At 29.8% G+C, this 18138-nt stretch carries 16 protein-coding genes; all 16 read right to left on the reverse strand.

Translation table 11 applies throughout. From position 1 onward, the window contains the following. Window positions 1-206 precede the first annotated feature (206 nt). Window positions 207-1478: an O-antigen ligase family protein gene (locus OREMA_RS0104660; protein WP_018248118.1), complete on the reverse strand. Its 1272-nt coding sequence runs from the start codon at window positions 1476-1478 to the stop codon at window positions 207-209. Between the two features lie 468 nt (window positions 1479-1946). Then, window positions 1947-2588, reverse strand: a complete 642-nt coding sequence (locus tag OREMA_RS0104665) for a sugar transferase (RefSeq protein ID WP_018248119.1) — start codon at window positions 2586-2588, stop codon at window positions 1947-1949. 188 nt (window positions 2589-2776) lie between these two features. Continuing rightward, on the reverse strand, window positions 2777-3577 hold the full coding sequence (locus OREMA_RS17160) for a glycosyltransferase (protein WP_018248120.1): 801 nt from the start codon (window positions 3575-3577) through the stop codon (window positions 2777-2779). A gap of 24 nt (window positions 3578-3601) precedes the next feature. Then, on the reverse strand, window positions 3602-4528 hold the full coding sequence (locus OREMA_RS0104675) for a glycosyltransferase family protein (RefSeq protein ID WP_018248121.1): 927 nt from the start codon (window positions 4526-4528) through the stop codon (window positions 3602-3604). Between the two features lie 14 nt (window positions 4529-4542). After that, window positions 4543-5526: a sulfotransferase gene (locus OREMA_RS0104680; RefSeq protein WP_018248122.1), complete on the reverse strand. Its 984-nt coding sequence runs from the start codon at window positions 5524-5526 to the stop codon at window positions 4543-4545. 57 nt (window positions 5527-5583) lie between these two features. Then, window positions 5584-6414 (reverse strand): lipopolysaccharide kinase InaA family protein, encoded by an 831-nt coding sequence (locus tag OREMA_RS0104685; RefSeq protein ID WP_018248123.1) that lies wholly within the window; start codon window positions 6412-6414, stop codon window positions 5584-5586. 33 nt (window positions 6415-6447) lie between these two features. Further along, window positions 6448-7554, reverse strand: a complete 1107-nt coding sequence (locus OREMA_RS0104690) for a glycosyltransferase (RefSeq protein WP_018248124.1) — start codon at window positions 7552-7554, stop codon at window positions 6448-6450. A gap of 72 nt (window positions 7555-7626) precedes the next feature. Next, on the reverse strand, window positions 7627-7962 hold the full coding sequence (locus OREMA_RS0104695; RefSeq protein ID WP_018248125.1) for a four helix bundle protein: 336 nt from the start codon (window positions 7960-7962) through the stop codon (window positions 7627-7629). Window positions 7963-8135: 173 nt separating this feature from the next. Continuing rightward, window positions 8136-8885: a glycosyltransferase family 2 protein gene (locus OREMA_RS0104700; RefSeq protein WP_018248126.1), complete on the reverse strand. Its 750-nt coding sequence runs from the start codon at window positions 8883-8885 to the stop codon at window positions 8136-8138. Between the two features lie 90 nt (window positions 8886-8975). Then, entirely contained in the window at window positions 8976-10094 is a 1119-nt protein-coding gene (locus OREMA_RS0104705; protein ID WP_018248127.1) for a glycosyltransferase family 4 protein, read from the reverse strand. A gap of 244 nt (window positions 10095-10338) precedes the next feature. Further along, the gene (gene waaF, locus OREMA_RS0104710) at window positions 10339-11358 is read right to left on the reverse strand and encodes a lipopolysaccharide heptosyltransferase II (RefSeq protein WP_018248128.1); all 1020 of its coding nucleotides are present in this window, start codon (window positions 11356-11358) and stop codon (window positions 10339-10341) included. A 91-nt stretch (window positions 11359-11449) separates the two neighbouring features. Next, the gene (locus tag OREMA_RS0104715; RefSeq protein ID WP_018248129.1) at window positions 11450-11815 is read right to left on the reverse strand and encodes a four helix bundle protein; all 366 of its coding nucleotides are present in this window, start codon (window positions 11813-11815) and stop codon (window positions 11450-11452) included. A gap of 60 nt (window positions 11816-11875) precedes the next feature. After that, window positions 11876-12916, reverse strand: coding sequence for a glycosyltransferase family 9 protein (locus OREMA_RS0104720; RefSeq protein ID WP_018248130.1), 1041 nt, complete (start codon window positions 12914-12916; stop codon window positions 11876-11878). Then, entirely contained in the window at window positions 12913-14229 is a 1317-nt protein-coding gene (locus OREMA_RS0104725) for a 3-deoxy-D-manno-octulosonic acid transferase (RefSeq protein ID WP_018248131.1), read from the reverse strand. Before OREMA_RS0104725 ends, OREMA_RS0104720 begins: the two co-directional genes overlap by 4 nt. A 438-nt stretch (window positions 14230-14667) precedes the next feature. Beyond that, window positions 14668-16557: an LPS-assembly protein LptD gene (locus OREMA_RS0104730; protein ID WP_018248132.1), complete on the reverse strand. Its 1890-nt coding sequence runs from the start codon at window positions 16555-16557 to the stop codon at window positions 14668-14670. Window positions 16558-16744: 187 nt separating this feature from the next. Then, window positions 16745-18106: a hypothetical protein gene (locus OREMA_RS0104735; protein ID WP_018248133.1), complete on the reverse strand. Its 1362-nt coding sequence runs from the start codon at window positions 18104-18106 to the stop codon at window positions 16745-16747. Between the last annotated feature and the right edge of the window lie 32 nt (window positions 18107-18138).

Here is an 18138-nt window from a genome sequence, read left to right on the forward strand (position 1 = left end):
AAAATAACTCCTCACAAAACTATATTTATAATATCTTTTTTATCTATTCATATAAGCTACTTCAAACTAATATTTATCTAAAATTTGAATTCTACATTAATAGCTTTATACCTCTATGAAAAAAATGGAAAAACATTCTATGCTTTGTATTTCAAAAAATCAATAGTGAAGCTTTAAAATCAATTAACTATACCAAATAATAAAATTTAATTAGAATTCCTACTAAGATTTAGTCTAATTATAATTACATTCAAAGCTATTAAAAACCAAAAAAATCGCAAGGTCTCTGTATCCCCAAAATTAAACTCAGTTAGTCCTTGAATATTGAATGTGATTACTCCACAAAATGATGCTAAAACAAATAACTTTAAATTATTTTCCTCTAAATCGTAATATCCTTTATATAATAATTCAAGTATAAAAAACATTAAAATTATAAATGATAATAAAGCAATTATACCTGCTTGAACAAGAAATTGTAAGAAATTATTATGTACATGATCAAATTTTTTCAGATTTTCTATATGACCTTTCTCTCTAGTTTCAGTTACTTCATATTTGACAGGATACTTTTCAAAATTAGATTTATAATATCTTTTAAATCCTCCCCACCCTATCCCATTTATAGGATGATCTTTGAATATCCTCCAAGAAGTCTGCCATAGGGCAATTCTAGTCAAATTTGAAGGATTATTTTTAATATCTATAATACTTTTAGCTATATTGGTAAACTGTCCGGGTAAAAATAAAGATAACATAACTAATATAATTAAGAAAACAATAATTATTCTTTTATCCCTTAACCAAGCTAACACAGATAAGCCACCTGTGAATCCTAACCATGCCCCTCTAGTTTTGGTTAACACCAAGAATATAAACATAGTTATACCTAACAAAAGAATAATCCCCTTTTTTAATTTATTAACTTTCCCCCATAAAAGATAAACAACTAAAAAGATAATAAAAATAGCTAGTAATCCACCAAAAGCCAATGGAGACATAAAGCCTTTTAGCCTTATATACCTAACAGATAATCCCCTGGAAATAAATTCTTTATTTTTAATATAAAAACAATAAGAACCATAACCAGCAGAAATAATCATCGAAAAGAGGATTGTATAAGATAATTGCTTAACTTTATCTAAACTATCAATAGTATTAATTATGGCATAATAGAATAGAATTGCTAAGATGATCTTCTCACTACTATCCAAGATCTCCATACTCCAAGCATCTATTCCCGAAATAAAGATACTTGCTATTAGGGCTAAGATAGGTAGATCTAGCTTGGTCCGCTTAAACTGATAATTCTTAGTGATTATAATTCTAATTAGCCATAACAAGCAGGCTAGTCCAATTCCAATACTGGATATACCCTTAGATGTCAAAGAACCTAAGGCAAAGATAAAGGTCCCGACTATAATTCCCTGATCTAAGAATCTATTAACTTTAGAATCTGCTGTATTAGCAATCAACAATTTTGCTCACCTCTTCTTATTTCTTATATTATTAATATTTCTATTATAAAAAGTAACTTCCTTGTAGATTATACAGAAAATATAAAGTTTTTTCTACTGTCATTTGCAAAATTGATAACAAACTCATTATTTTTAACATAACATATGAATTAGACTAATTATTTTTACTAAAAATATAAAACTAAATAATTTTTTACCACGGATCCACACGAATTTACACTAATAAAAGACTAAGTTCTTAAACCATCAATTATTATTTTTAAAATACTTTAATCTATATAGAGTAAATTCAGTTCTAGTTTTAATAAGAATACAGAGTTTTAAATACTCCTAATTATTTTTATTTAATGATCTTATTCGTGTACATTCGTGTTCATCTGTGGTTCCAAATATCTTTTGATCTTGATTAGTAAAACTTAAATCTTATTTGTATTAATCTATGGCTAAGAATATCTTTTCTTAGTATTCCTATCTCGCTCCTTCTCCTTTAATCATAACTACTATAGTCTTGAAGACAATCCATAGATCCAAGAATAAATTCCGTTCTTTGATATATATCATATCCAACCTTAATTTCTGTCTAGCACTTAGATTGTAGCCACCTTTCACCTGTGCCAATCCAGTCAAGCCTGGCTTAACCACTAGCCTATCTTCAAAGCCAGGATATTGATCCTCAAACTTTTGAGCTAGAATAGGTCTCTCAGGTCGAGGTCCTACTAAAGTCATTTCCCCTTTTAAAATATTGAATAATTGAGGTAACTCATCTAGACGCGTCCTTCGAAGGAACTTTCCTACGTTAGTAACTCTACAATCATTCTCTTTAGCCCAAATCGCCCCAGTCTTCTCCTCTGCACCTTGAATCATAGATCGAAACTTATAGATACTGAACTTCTTAGCACCTTTACCTAAGCGAGTCTGCTTAAAGATAATCGAACCAGGAGAGTCCAGCTTAATGGCTATAGCTATGCTAATCATAATTGGGATAGTAATCATAATCCCCAGAAGCGAGAGTATAATATCAAATAACCTTTTAAAGAAAGAATAATTAATATCAGTTATATTTTTATTATGAATTATTTTCTCTTTATTAGAGTTAGGCTTAATTTTCATTAATATTTTCCTCCCTTCCTTTGATAATTCTTGACTTCTTAAAAATTAAGGCATTAACCAATTATCATATAAACTATTTATATCTTATAATAAAGAGACAATAAGCTTTATACTTATGTCTGAAATTTTTTATATTTAACTATTATTTTTGAATTTTAATATAATTTTTTATGTGCTGATTTTACTTATTACTTCTTTATCAATCCATTATGGCAAAATACATTTCCTTCTTTTTTCTTTCTATTATATACCTTCTGATTCTTATTGAAAGCTTCTTTTTGACCACCTCTACCATGGAACAAATGATATTGTATAGCTTTATTTCTTAATGATTTAAATTTAACACCTATACTCTCTAATCGCCATTGCAAATCTGCATCTTCAAAGCCATACCCTTCATAGTCCTCATCAAAACCATTAACTTTGTAAATAATATTTTTTTGAAGCCCAAAGCTTGAACCTATCATTACAGCTTTACGTTTAATTAAATTCATATCAAAGGGAATATATAATCCTTCTTCCAAATGACGACTTTTAGAAAATAATATTTTTTTTAAAGATAGCCCATTAATATTTTTTTCTTTTAATAAGCTCTCAGTTAATTTAGGACTTAACATAACTCTTCTACCAAATAAACAATCATTAGTATTTTTTCGTTTCGCATATTCATCCAAAAATCTCTTATGCAAGATACAATCACTATCAACAAATACTAAAAAATTAAATTCAGCTTCTTTTATAGCTTTATTTAGTATTTTACTTTTTCTAAATCCTTTATCTTTTTGCCATACATGTTTTATCTTAAAGTTACATACTTTTCTCTTTTGTTCTATGAATTTTTTTAATTCTTCTGAATCATTATCTTCTGCAATAATAACTTCAAAATTTTTATACCTCTGCTGTTTTAAAGAATCTAGCACTAAGTCTAGATATTCAACCTTCTTATAAATACTAATAATAACTGATAACCCTGACGAATTACTAATCACTATAGACCTACCTCCAGATGCACACTATTTATTTCCTAATAATTTATAATTCCTATGTCCACTCAAATATACCTTACCACCAAACTTTCTCTCTAACCATTGCTCTATTGCGGTAATTATTCTAGTCTTTCTCTTTTCATGCTTGTGTAACTCTCTTCTTGGATCAGGTTCTCCACTATACTGTAATTTGTCTTTCCAATCCATTTTAGCAATCCACTCTTTCATTACTTTAGGATGAGTTCCCCTGTAAACAGCTAGTCTATCTAATGGACCATAATCAAATTCATCTGCTGCTTGATTATAGTATTCTTCTGCCTTCTTTTTACCCCAGTGAACACTATCCAAAGCTTTTTTCTTATTCTGCATATAATGCGGGGGCCTTACCCAGCCATAATGAAAAATCTCAGCCTTTGCATGAGCAGCTCTAACAGGTCGTCCATCTTTTCTAAAACCTTGGGCACTATTATGAGACTTAATCCCTTTATTATTTTTAATCATACGTACTTCTCTTTTATACCAACCATGGCTCTTATGATAATGTTCATAATCCCCCCAAAAATGGCGATAGTCAAATACCAAAGCCTCTACATCATCATCATCTAACAATTCTACACACCTATCTTGAATTACTGCTAAATATTTTTCATGTACAACCTCATCAGCCTGTAAATAAAAGCACCAATCTCCACTACATTCATCTAAGGCAATATTAGTTTGGATAGCATTGACTCGTCCACCTTTAAAATCCTTTTCATCCCAAACTGTATCAATGATCTTAACCTTATCACTATCTATACTTTCTATTCTCTCTCTTGTATAGTCATCCTCATCTCCTTTACCTACTGCTACTACAAACTCATCACAAATAGGTAAAACTGATTCTATAGCCTCTTTAATTGGATAATACAGTTTTGTTGCATTCCTAACCATTGAAAATCCACTGATTTTCATTATATCCCTCCTGTTTAATTATTAAAGAAATCACTTTTGCTATTAATTGTAAACTTAGCTCTTTGATAAATATCAATATTAAACTTATCTAAAATAATAAAAGCCTTTTCTTCTTCTTCCTTCGATATTTTTTTTGTCCACTTTTTAATTATATTCTCTTTATCACTCTTATTTAAAATCTTTTCAGCTTGATCATTAGAAGTAGTTCTTGAAGGTATACCTACTTGTCTATAAAGCTTATCTAAACTTTCTAATTCTAACTCTTTGTATAATTTATCCAAAGTATTTTCTTCTTCAATTACCATCTCTTCATAACTTATAATTAACCATTCTTTATTATCTAAGAATTTAAGAGGAGGTAGATTTTCAAGGCACCACTGTAAAATCTTAATTTCAAATTTGGACCCATTAGCTAAAATAAATTTAGAAAATTCAACTAGATCATCATTCAAAAATTGGTCTATGTATTCTTTGTTATTTAAGAAATACTCAACCCTTTCTTCAAAGCCTCTCTCGGCTAAAGATAAACCAACTGCAATAGGGTGTCTTAATAAATAAACTACCTGAATTTGAAATTCATCTTCAAAGTAATTAATTAAATCTTTGGCTCTTAAAATTTTAAAAACCCTTCTGTTAGTAATAAATTTAAATTCACCGTTAAAAAGCTCCTTTAATTTTTGCTGGCCTACATATAATTCTTCATTTAGAATTCTAGAAAAATAATTCATAAACTTTTCTTTTCTATTTTTCTTAGAGTATATTTCAGACCAATCAGGGGTAATATCTGTCAATAGCCCTTTATGTCGATTAATATGTAAGGGTTCATTAACAAATTTAATATTGTCTTGAGAAGCTATTAATTCCATCAACCAAGTTGACCCACTTCGAGGACTAGTAAAGATAAATATATCTTTTTTATCCCCCTCACTATGAGAATTTAAAAACTTTGCTGGTGAATACTTTAAACGTTCCCTAATTGTTCTTAATCTATCAATCATCACTTTCCATCTCCATCCATTTACATTTTAAAATACTTTTATCTAAAGATTGTAAGTTTAATTTTTAATAAAACTCTTTAATCTTCTCTTAAACTTCAAAAATCTCTCCCGTCTATCTCTTAGCTTAGCCATCAATTCTAATAATTCATTATAGCTGTTAGGATCATAACTCTTAATAAATATTTCCTGTTCATCTCTTTTTAATTTGAATCTAGCCAAATCTTGCATTCTAGTCTTCAGTTTTAGACTTTTTTTGATTCTACCTCTATTCAAATCTATATAATAGAATTTAGGGTTATTATCAATATCCCCCACTAAGATATTACCTGCATGCAAATCATTATGAACTATACCAGCATCATGCATCTTTTTAATATCTCGAGCAATTTGAGGTAACCACTCTTGAGCCTTACTTCTTAAAGGATGATCATAATCCTTGAGAATATCTAAGAGATTATAATCATAATCAATATATTCAGTGATAAAATAGCTATAAACTATCTGATTAAATTTACCCCGCTGTTCTAACAAAGCAATTGGTTTAGGAGTTCTTAGGCCAATATTTTCTAAAGCTAAGGCTAGTTTTAATGATCTAACTGCTTTTGAATCCAAGAAGCAGAATCTTAACTTATCGTATCTTCTAGTAAGGTTAAATTTCTTTATTATAATATCTTCATTAACCCCAGGAATATCATCAGCTTCAAAATGAATTAAAGCATTACGAATATCATATACTTTCTCTCCCGCCTCTTGATTTTCAATATTCTTAATAAATTCTTCAAATTCTCTATTTTTAACATCTTCATTAATCCATAGCACCTGATTATTTTGCTTAGCTTCCTCTTTGATATAGTTAATCTTCGTACCTATCTCTAATTTCAGAGACATAATTTTTCACCTCTTAATAATAATAAAAACTTTTTAATTATTCTTTAAATAAAGTTCTTCCAATTCATCGACTTTATCTACAAAACTAAAATTATCTTCTATTACTTGCTTAGCTAATTGACCCATTTCATCTCTATCTTGATTATTAATCATCTTCAAAGTCTTTTCAGCAATATCTACAGGATCTTTACTTTTGGCTAAATATCCTGTCTTATTGGACACTATGATCTCCGATATATTACTCACATCAGTACTAACTACAGTTTTAGCAACTGCCATAGCCTCTGCAATTACAAATCCAAAACCTTCCCATAATGCTGTATGCAATAAAAAATCAATTTGAGACATAATATTATAAACATCAGTTCTAAATCCAGTAAAGATAATATAATCTTCTAAGCCTAATTCTTTGACTTGCTTCTTTAATTCTTCTTCTAACTCCCCTTTTCCTACAAGTAAAATTTTGAAGTTATCTATCTTTTTTCTTAAATGATCAATAGCTTCTATCAGACATTTGTGCCCCTTCTGCTTACTCAATCTTCCTACATTTGCTATTAAAATTTCATCATCTTTAATTCCAAACTCTTCTCTTATATCTGCCCCTTGAGCCTTGACTTCCACTTGATCTAACTTTATCCCGTTATAAATAATCTCTATCTTATCTTCCTTTAGCCAATCTGAAGTGTTAACTAGAATTGTATCTTTAGTAGCTTGAGAGTTTGCAATAATATCACTAACACAATTACCTAATAAGAATTTGGTATAAAATCTATCTTTGATAGGAATAGCACTACCTCTCCGATAGATTATCTGCTCTACTCCTGCTAGCTTTCCTGCTAATGCTCCAAATTTTAAGTCTTGGGATAAATTCAAAAAGATAGTATCTATTTCTTCTCTTTTTAGATAATTAACAAAAGAAAATAGTTTTATAGGATTAAGTACAGACAAAGTTCCTTTTACGGGAACAACTTTAGTCTTAATTCCAACTTCTTGTGATCTTTGATAAAGCTCACTTTCAGCTACACTAGCAACAATTACTTCATATCCTCTCTTATATAATTCCTCAGCAGTATCAAAGGTCCACTTCTCTCCTCCACCCCACTCTACACAACTATTTAAAAAAAGTATCTTTTTCATCATTCACCGCTCCTCCAAAGTACAGTAACTAGTTACTAGTAACGAGTAACTAGAAAAACATTTAAGTCTAAAATATTATAACTTCTTTATCAATCCTAAAATCATTCTACGAATTCCTGTTAATTGACGATCTAAAGTTTTAGATATATACTCTAATCTTTTAGCTACTATTAGTTGTGTTTCAACTTCTAATAATGATCCTAAGGCTATATATAGATATCGTTTAAATTCATTTTTAGAATTTTTAGCAGCACCTTCTGCTATATTTGATGGAACTGATATAGCAGCTCTTCTAATTTGACTAGTTAATCCATATAATTCATGCTTAGGAAAATCATTTGTTAATTTATAAGTTTCCTCAACTAAATCAATAGAATCTTTCCAAACCAACAAATCTCTATGACACTTCATCAAAAACACCTCTCAGATATAATATTTATAAACAATTATACCCAATTTTACTATTTTTGATTATCATTCCATTTTTTTGCTGTCACTTGTCACTTGTCACTTGTCACTTGTCACTTGTCACTTGTCACTTGTCACTTGTCACTTGTCACTTGTCACTTGTCACTTGTCACTTGTCACTTGTCACTACTAACATTCTTCTCCCATAACTTAATATATTTTAAAAATTGATAATAAGAGGATAGAACCGATACGATTAAGCCTGGCATTCCTAATAAAAACCCTTTCTTCAAAATAAATTTCTTTATAAACTCTACTATAGGTCTTAGAATAATATATGCTAGTCCCTTTTTCTTTCCTGCCTTATATTTTTTCTCGGCATCAAGGCTAGTATAATGATTAATCTTACTTAAATAATGATTTAAATTACGATATGTATAATGAATAAATGCATTATTTACCTTATCTACTTTTCCTTTAATCTTTACTCCTTCATGGACTAAGCCACTATACCTATTCTCCTGTGCCTTAAATAGTCTCAGAGTATAATCTGGATACCACCCACAATACTTAATCCAACTACCCAAAAAGTAATTTTTACGTGGAATTTTATAAGCATCTGCTTGGGGGGAAGTTAAAAGATTCAAAATTTCATCTTTTAGCTCTAAAGTAACTCTTTCATCAGCATCTACTACTAAAACCCATGTGGCTTCAATCTTATCCAACGCAAAATTACGTTGTGAGGCAAAATCATCAAATTTTCTTTGATAAACTCTATCAGTATAATCCTTTGCTATAGCTATTGTATTATCACTACTATAAGAATCTATAACAACTATCTCCTCAATCCAGTTAATACTCTCTAAACACTCTTTGATATTACCTTCTTCATTATAAGTCAAAACTAATGCTGCAAGATCAGCCATTATATCCCCTCCTTCTTTTAAGACTATAATCCAGTCAATTCCAAGATGAGATTAAAATATATTTTGAATTCACCATTAATTGTTTCCATCTCACTGATACTTATCATCCACAATATCATAATAAACTTTTTCAGTCTTATTTATCATAGTTTCTATTGTGTAATTATTTAAAACTCGCTTATATCCTGCTTCTCCCATCTCACTTCTTAACTTAGAATTATTAACTAATTCTTTTATTTTTTCTGCAAAGCTATCTATTTTTAAAGGAAGTAAAAATCCAGTCTTTCCATCTTGAATAACTTCTGTTAATCCTCCTACTTTGCTAGCTATTACAGGCTTTTTCATAGCCATAGCTTCAATTGCAACTATTCCAAAGGCCTCTTCTTTAGATGGAACAATTAATATATCTATCAGATTCATTAGAGCTGGGATATCTTTACGAAAACCTGTTAAATACACTTGTTTATTTAAATTAAATCCTTGAACCATCTCTTCTAACTTAGCTTTATAATACTTATTAGAACTATCATCTTCGCCTACAATTAGATACTTAATATCTTTTATCTGTGCTTTTAATTTAGAAGCTACTTCTAAGATAAACTTTTGATTTTTATTTTCTGCTAGCCTGCCTACAGTTCCCACCACAATATCTTGATCTTCAATCTCAAAATCTTCTTTTAAACTACTACTATCAAATTTACTAGCTCGAAACTCACTCAAATCTACCCCATTATAAATTAATTCAACCTTGTCTAAGGGAAGATTATTTTCATTAATCAAAATCCTTTTAACCCCATTCGAAACAACTATAATTTTACTGATTTTATTATATAGGTGGTGGTGAAGATATGTCTTCCCTAAAGGCTTCAAAATATGTCTAGTAATAACTACCTTAGCTCTATTAGCTAGACTAGCAGCCATAATAGCTAACCAATAATCTTTACCTCGATGGGCATGGATAATATCTATCTGCTTTTCTTTAATGATCCTAACTAATTTAAATAATGATACAAAATCTAAAACATTCTTTAGCGACATCGGATTAATATCAATATTCAGATCCGAGAATTTATCGACTAAATTATCTCTAATTACTAATGTAAGATTATGTCCTCTTTGAGATAACTCTCTTACTAACTGATATAGATGTACTTCTCCACCCCCAAAAGCTTTAGCTGAATGGATCTGGAGTATATTTAATCTTTTCATTTATTATATAACTTCCCCTCACTATTAATTTAGAATTAATAATAATAGTTTGAGGTTATTAATTAAAGTTTATAATTAAACTAATATCAGTTACTATACAACTGTTTTAGCTGCTGGCTATTAGCTACTAGTTGCTAGCTTAAAGCTTATAAAATAGTACTTAATAGCTAGAGAGGCTAGCCGCCAAAATGTCACACTATCCCCATTAAATTCCACTTTAGACTTGGTCATTATCTATTATCTATTATCTATTATCTATTATCTGATCCAAAATCTCATCAGCACTAATCTTCTCTAAACAATTATGGTGCTTTAATGGACAGTGATGATGGCCACAAGGACGACATTCTATTCCATTTTCAATCACTTGATGCTTCTTGCCATAAGGTCTATATTTATTCTCATCAGAAGGGCCAAATAATGCTATTGTGGGAGTTCCTACTGCTGCTGCCACATGAACAGGACCTGTATCACCACTAATAAAGAGATCACACTTCTCTGCTAGAGCAGCCAATTCTTTTAAGGTTGTCTTCCCTGTCGCAATAATTGGATTCGTATTCATTAGACTAACTATTTTATTAACCCTCTCTACATCGCCAGGACCACCAAAAAATATAACTTTAGCCTTTAGTTGATTTTGTAATTTATCTCCAAGCTCAGCAAATCCTTCTTCAGTCCATTGCTTAGTTGGCCAACTTCCTCCTGTATTAAGGCCTATTAACTTATCTTGACTATCTAAATCATGATCTTTTAAGAAAGAAATCATATTCTCATTAGCCTCTTGACTAATTGCTAACTCTATCCCTTGATCATCAAAATCTTCAAAGCCCAGATCCTCTAAAAACTTAAGATATGTCTCTACCATATGCTTATCCTCTACAAAGGATAACTCTTGATCAAGCCAAACACCTCTACCCTTAGCCCCATATCCAACACTATAATCTGGATTAACTACTTTCAGTAATAGAGCAGTACGCCAATTACCATGAAGGTTAAGACCTAATTCATATTTATTCTTTCTTAATCTTCTAGCAAATTGCCAACTCTCTTTTATACTCCATTTCTTATTATAAGCATAGATATTATCTAAATAAGGATTTTCCTCCATAATATCAAAAAAGTTAGAATTAACGATCATATCTATTTGAGCTTTAGGGTACTTCTTTCTTAAATTTCTAATAAAAGGAGTAGCAAAGATTAAATCCCCTAAATATAATAAATCTATTAAAATTATTCTTTTCGCATTCTTTATATAATCATTCATAAGTCCAACTCCTAAATACTTAATTTACAATTTATAATGCATAATTGATAATTATAAATCAATACCTTTTAACTATAATCATTATTCAAAGCTAATTATTTATCCTTTCTCTACTCGTTTTCAATATAGAGGTCAATATCTTAATAATCTCTTCTATATCTGACAATAACGACTCAACTTGCTTTCTTTTTAAAATATCTGATGCAACAAGCAACTCTAACCAATACTCTGTCTCTCCAGCTTCTTTTAATGATATAGAAAATTTAGCAATAAAATCTTTTTTACTTTGACCATCTAACCCTTCTCTGATATTAGCTCCAATACTCGTTCCACAACGCAATAATTGCTTAGCTAATATATATTCCTTCTTTTCTTTAGAGAGATACTTATAAAGATTAATTATTCTTATAGAAAAATTAAATATTTTCTTGTAAATCAAATTATTCTTTCTATTCAATATACTCACCCTTCTGGAAACTATTTCAATTTATTGTTCCAGAAAATAAAAATATTATAATTATAAATTATCAATTATCAATTCTACATTATCTATCAGATCATCTACACTAATTGATTTCATGCATTCATTATTATGCTTACAGACTCTTTTCCAACAACATCTACACTCTTCAGTTCCTTTAACTACAATGTTATTATCTCCGTAAGGACCATGGGTTAGTGGATTTGTTGGACCAAATAAAGCAATCACAGGAGTTGCCATTGCTACTGCCAAATGCATTGGACCTGTATCACAACCAATAAATAAATCTGCTCTATCATAGACTCCTGCAAGTTCTTTAAGATTAGTTCTTCCAGCTAAATTATATGGATCTTCCTCCATCAAATCTATAATCTCATCAACCCCAGCTCTATCAGCAGGACTTCCAGTAAATATAAGCTCACAATTAAAATCCTTGATTAATTTGTCAGCTACTTTTGCCCAACGTTGATTTAACCAATTCTTTGAACTCCAACTAGTGTAGGGATTAATAGTAATTAATAACTTGCTATCATTTATTGCTAAGCCTTTTAATAGCTGATCTACCTTCTTTCTTTCCTCTTCTGAAAGGGTTATATCAAAACTTACAGTCTCAGCCTTGACATCTACCCCTTTAGCTATCTGTAGATTCCTATCAATCTGATGAATCTCTTCTGTAGGCAGTTCAACCTTGTGATCATAAAAAAGAGTAGATCCCTCTCGACCCTTAGCAGGACCAATTTTCTTTTTAGCTCCACTCAAGTATGCTGTTAGGCCACTTTTGAATAAGCCATGAACATCTAAGGCTATATCAAACTCCTTCTTTTGTAACTCTTTGAAGAAGCTTCGGGCTTTTTTTAAAGTTGCCCACTTCTTAGTTTTAAATTCTTTCTTCCACTCTTCTTTAGGTAATATAATAATATTATCTATATTTGGATTACCGATTACTAAATCTTTTGCTTTATCCTCGACAATCCAAGTTATTTCTGCCTCAGGATATCTTTCTCTAGTAGCTCTAGCAACTGGTAAAGCATGGATCACATCACCAATAGCACTTAACCTAATCAATAATATCTTCATCTGCTTAATTCCCTTCCTCTACCTAATAATCTATTTGCCAACTCAACATTACGCCAAGAAGCCCCTTGATTATCTTGAATCATCTTAATAGCTTGTCTACTATCCTCTTCTAAAATCTCAGGATTACTAAGGTAATAATCCATCTGATCAATTAATTCTGATACCCCATTAACCTGAATACCTACCTTATGTTCTAATAATAGCTTAGTACTATCTTTAAAATTAAACATATGTGGTCCAAAAAAGACCAGTTTACCTTGGGCAGCAGGCTCTAATATATTATGACCTCCCCGTTCAATTAAACTACCGCCAACAAATACTAAATCTGCAATACCATATAACTTAGCCAACTCTCCAATAGTATCTACTAAAATAACCGATTCTTTTGCAGGATCTCTAGCCTCAATCTTAGTTCTTCTAACTGTATTGATCCCTGCATGATTATATATTTTCTCTAATTCTTCAACTCGATTAATATACCGAGGCACTAGCAGAAATACCAAATTATCAAATCTTCTTTTTAATTCTTGATAGAGAGGAATTAACTCTTCTTCCTCATTATCATGGGTACTACCAGCCACAATAATTGGCTGTTTGGGATCAATCTTATACTCATGATAAATTGCTTCTTTAACTTCAGTATTAACTTGTCCATATTCTTGGTCAAATTTAGTATTACCATTATTAGAAACTTTATCTTTTTCTGCTCCTAACTCCAAGATTCTATTCATATCTTTCTCAGATTGCATACTTAAGAGATCTATTTGATCAAACATATTCTTTAATAAAGGACCTAAATATTTATATTGTTTGAAACTACTATCACTAATCCTTCCACTTACAAGCATTACCTTGCTTCCTTGCTTCTTAGAATATTTAATCAGATTAGGCCATAGTTCTGTCTCCATGATTACTAATAACTTAGGCTTAATTACCTTTAATACTCTCTTTACAATCATAAAGAAATCAAAGGGAAGATAAATAAACACATCCGCTTCTTTGATAATCTTCTGTGCCATATTTCTTCCAGTATTAGTCATAGTAGAAAAAATAATTTTATATTCAGGAAATTTATTTTTCAATTCAGATACAACAGGGCTAGCAGCACCAGTCTCTCCTACAGAGGCTGCATGAACCCAGATAACTTTTTCATCTTTAACTTTTTTTATTATATCTTTTGATAGAAAGCCAAATCTTTCTAAAACTCCAGAAAAGTCTTCTTGTCTAGTCAAGATTCTATAAATTAATATCGGAGAATATAGTAATAAAATAATAAAAATTAATAAATTATAAATAAAATAGGCTAATAACATATTTAAACTCCTTCTTATTAAAATAATAACTGCTATAATCAGATATTATAGTATTATAAACTAGTAACCAGTGACCAGTGACTAGTAACTAACTTAATTTGTCACCTGTTACTCGTCACTCGTTACTGTCTCTTTATATACATATATTGAAATCAAATTAGCATAACGACTTAATATTACATCATCCTGTTTAATTATACAATAAAGTTATTAGCTCTTCAATAATAGCTAAGAAATAGAAATAAATAATTATATATAGCAGAAAAAACAAATATTTAATCAGTAATTATCCTCAATAATAGAATCGATTTTATTATTAGTTAATTTATTTTTTCTATCATATATAGTTTTAACCTTAGCCAATATCTTATTAAAATAAATTAAGTGACGAGAAGCTTCTCGTCACTTAATTTATAATCAACCCTATTATATTTTATATTAGTATTTCAATTTAAGATTAAAACGAATATCCTTTTCTAATTGATCATATTCAATTCCAGTATTAAAGCAATCAAATTCTCTAGTAAAAGAATATTTTAAAGTAGATAATTCATCATCAATAAAATCATAGCCTGTTTCTATCTTTACATCCCAATAAGGTAATTCTAATTCATCGGTTTGGAAATTATAACTTAAAGTAACTTCATTGACCAAATCGTCACTTTCAACCTCTTCATCATCAATAGGAGTTTTACCTCCAATTCCTACATAATTATATCCTAAACCAACACCATTAAACTCGTTAATTTGGTAATACGTCTTAGCATCAAATTGATAATAGTTATACTCTTGCCCATCTTCATAGTAGCTGTTTCGAGCAAGTGCATTCCAGTTGAAATCTAGATTATCACTTAACTTTAAATCACTTCCAACGCTAGCAGTAAGGTAATTTCTTTCTCCCATATTTTTATCTTCATCTGTTAATAGATCAAAGTGAAAGGGAGTCTCTCCCAGCTCATTATAATATTGATAGTCTAAGTTAAAATCAAGAAAAGCTATCTTCTGATCTAAACCTAAATTGAAATCATAGGTCTCAAAGTCATCACCAGTTCCATATTCAGATCTAGATATCTTCCCACTCCAGTAAAGATTAGTCAACTCACTTAGTTTAATTTCACTATCCTTTAATTTTAGAGCCAACTCTTTTCTAGAGGTCTCAATATCGGTCTCTCTTTCATAAACTTGAGCCACTCTAAGATCTGTAGATAGTAAAGTTCCATTTCCTAAATCTTTATTCTGAATTCCTATAGAAAATTGTGGTTTATAGTCATGCTTATTATCTTCTCCTGCTCGAAGTTGCCAATAATAATCAGACCATTTCTTATCAAAAGTAATTTCCTTTCCGGTTTCTGTATCATCTTCATCTCTTCTAAAATGCAAGCCAGATTTAATTCCAAAAATATCAGTACTTAAATCCCACTTAGCCAGCCATTCTTTATCTTTATAATCTGGATCATCTTCATCATCTTCAATATAAGCATTATAGTTAATATTACTTGTAATACCTCCAATTTTATTCTTTAAGCTAACAGTACCATCAACACCTATCCCTTGCTTATAGCTAAGATCAGGCCTGAATTGAAAGTTTTCACTTGGAGTATATTCATAGTCAAGGTCAAGTTCATTAGTATTCTTACTTGTAGCTTTAACATGAACAAGCCCATACAAGTTTTCATTGACATAATGATCATAATTAACATCAAGATACATACCATCATCTCTACTATATCCTATTTTAGGTTCTGGAATAGCATACTTCTTTCGCTCTTCAGGATCTAAACTAGTAGTATAAGTAGGTAAAGGCATAATCTTATGGTCATTTATCCATAAATGCACCCCAGTAGCTACAACTAAATCATTGGGATATACATTGATCTTTTCAGCTGTTAGTTTATAATGGGGAGTTTCATGATCACAAGCTGTTAATTCAGTATCTGTAATTATAAGTTCATCTTTGACAATATTTATTTCTTTACCTTTGAAGCTTATTTTATCTTGGCGGCTTTCTCCATTATAAATCTTACCCTCTTCTTTCTGATAATCATATTCCAAACCATCACCATATAATTTGTTATCATCTTCTATTAACACAACATTTCCTTCTGCTTCTATCGTCTTTGTTAATAGATTGGCCTTAATTTTATCAGCCTTAATCATATCACTATCTAATTGAATAATCACATTATTTTCCGCTTGAATTACTTGAGTTTCTTCATCATAAATAATAAATCCATCTGCTTCCACTGAAAATGGGGCTTCCTCTGCTGCTTGTCCAATTGCTGGATATATAAATAACATAAGTAGTAAAAATGTTACTATCTTCTTCAAGGTGTCCACCCTTCCTATCTACTGTATAAAATAATACTCTTCTTAATTAATCTTACTAGATTAATCATAAAACCGCAAGATTTTATTCATAATTATAACAAGTAATACTTGGATTTAATATAGATTGATTCATAAAAAACAAAAACCTACTTAAGCTAGATAAAATAGCTAAGTAGGTAGAATGATTTTAAAATTCATATTTATACTCACAGGCTAACTTTTTATATAATGAAGAATCTGATTCAAAATAATGGCTGAGGTATAAAGCAAGCTTTAATTTTTGGTTCTCAGAAAAATCATAATCTATACTTTGATCTAGATCAATTCTCGAATGATATTTATCTTCAAACCTTAAATTTAAGTTGTAATTGAATATATCATATGGTCTAATTTGATAATTAAATAAGAAAGTATAATCCCGCCTTAAATCATTATTTCTCCTTCTAGTAATATTATAATTAAATGTAGTTCTATAATTAGTGTTTGGATCATATTTAATGAACAAATTAGCAGATTTCTCATTCAAAACAATATCCTCTTTTATATATTCTTTATTATTTTGCCTTAAACTAATACCATAATCCCATGCTTTAGAATCATAGCTAAATCTCAGATTAACCTCATCTTCTTTACTCTTAGTAGATCTTCCTTCTGTTTCATAATTATTATCTATATTATAATCAAATTTCAGCTTATAAATACCATCAATATTACCATAGTAGTTTATCTTCCAAGTTGTACCCCATTCTTTAGTAATTGAAGAACTTTTCCTATCTAAATTATTTTCAAAATAACTAATCTCTCCATCTAATAAGTAAAAACCTAAAGGTCTATATCCCCCTATAGTAACTTCATAATCTCCATGCCCATAGTTAAATTTACTTTTTATAGCTTGAAAATCAGCCGATTCATAATTCACATCAAGATTATAATTTGTTTCATTAAAATCAGATATAAGATTTGCAGCTATGGCTTCGCCTACTAAAGCTTCATCACTATCTTGACCTAAAGTAGTCTCTACATCAATAATATTATTATTTAACAAATACTCATCACTATAGCTTAAATAATGATTATAATCTTTACCTTCCTTTAATCTCAAATAAGATACTTCCCTTTCTCCCAAGTTCCATTTTAATCCACTCTGCTCTTTACTTTTAAGCCTAAATCCAGAACTATCATTGACAGTACCATGCCAAATTTGATAGTTATTTTTCTTAAGGTAAAATCCTAATAAGTTACCACCAGATAAAAAAGTAGATGTAAAAGGAGCAGAAGTATTACCCCATTCTAATCTATCATTATTCTTGTTTAAGCTTATCAAATAGTCATCATAATCCCATTTACTTTCCTCCACCAGAATTCCCTGACTAAAATAATACTTTTTATCCAGATCAAGCTCCAAATCCAAGTCATAATCCTTAATCTTCCAATTATAATCTAAACTCATATCCTCTCTTATACTACTATTGTATTCACCAATATCTAACTTTAGCTTATAATAACTATCACTAGCTGATTTAATATTATGACTATAACTAACTATCATAACTCCTATTAAAACTAGTATTAAAATACTTT

The organism is Orenia marismortui DSM 5156, assembly GCF_000379025.1.
GTDB classification, from domain to species: Bacteria; Bacillota; Halanaerobiia; order Halobacteroidales; family Halobacteroidaceae; genus Orenia; species Orenia marismortui.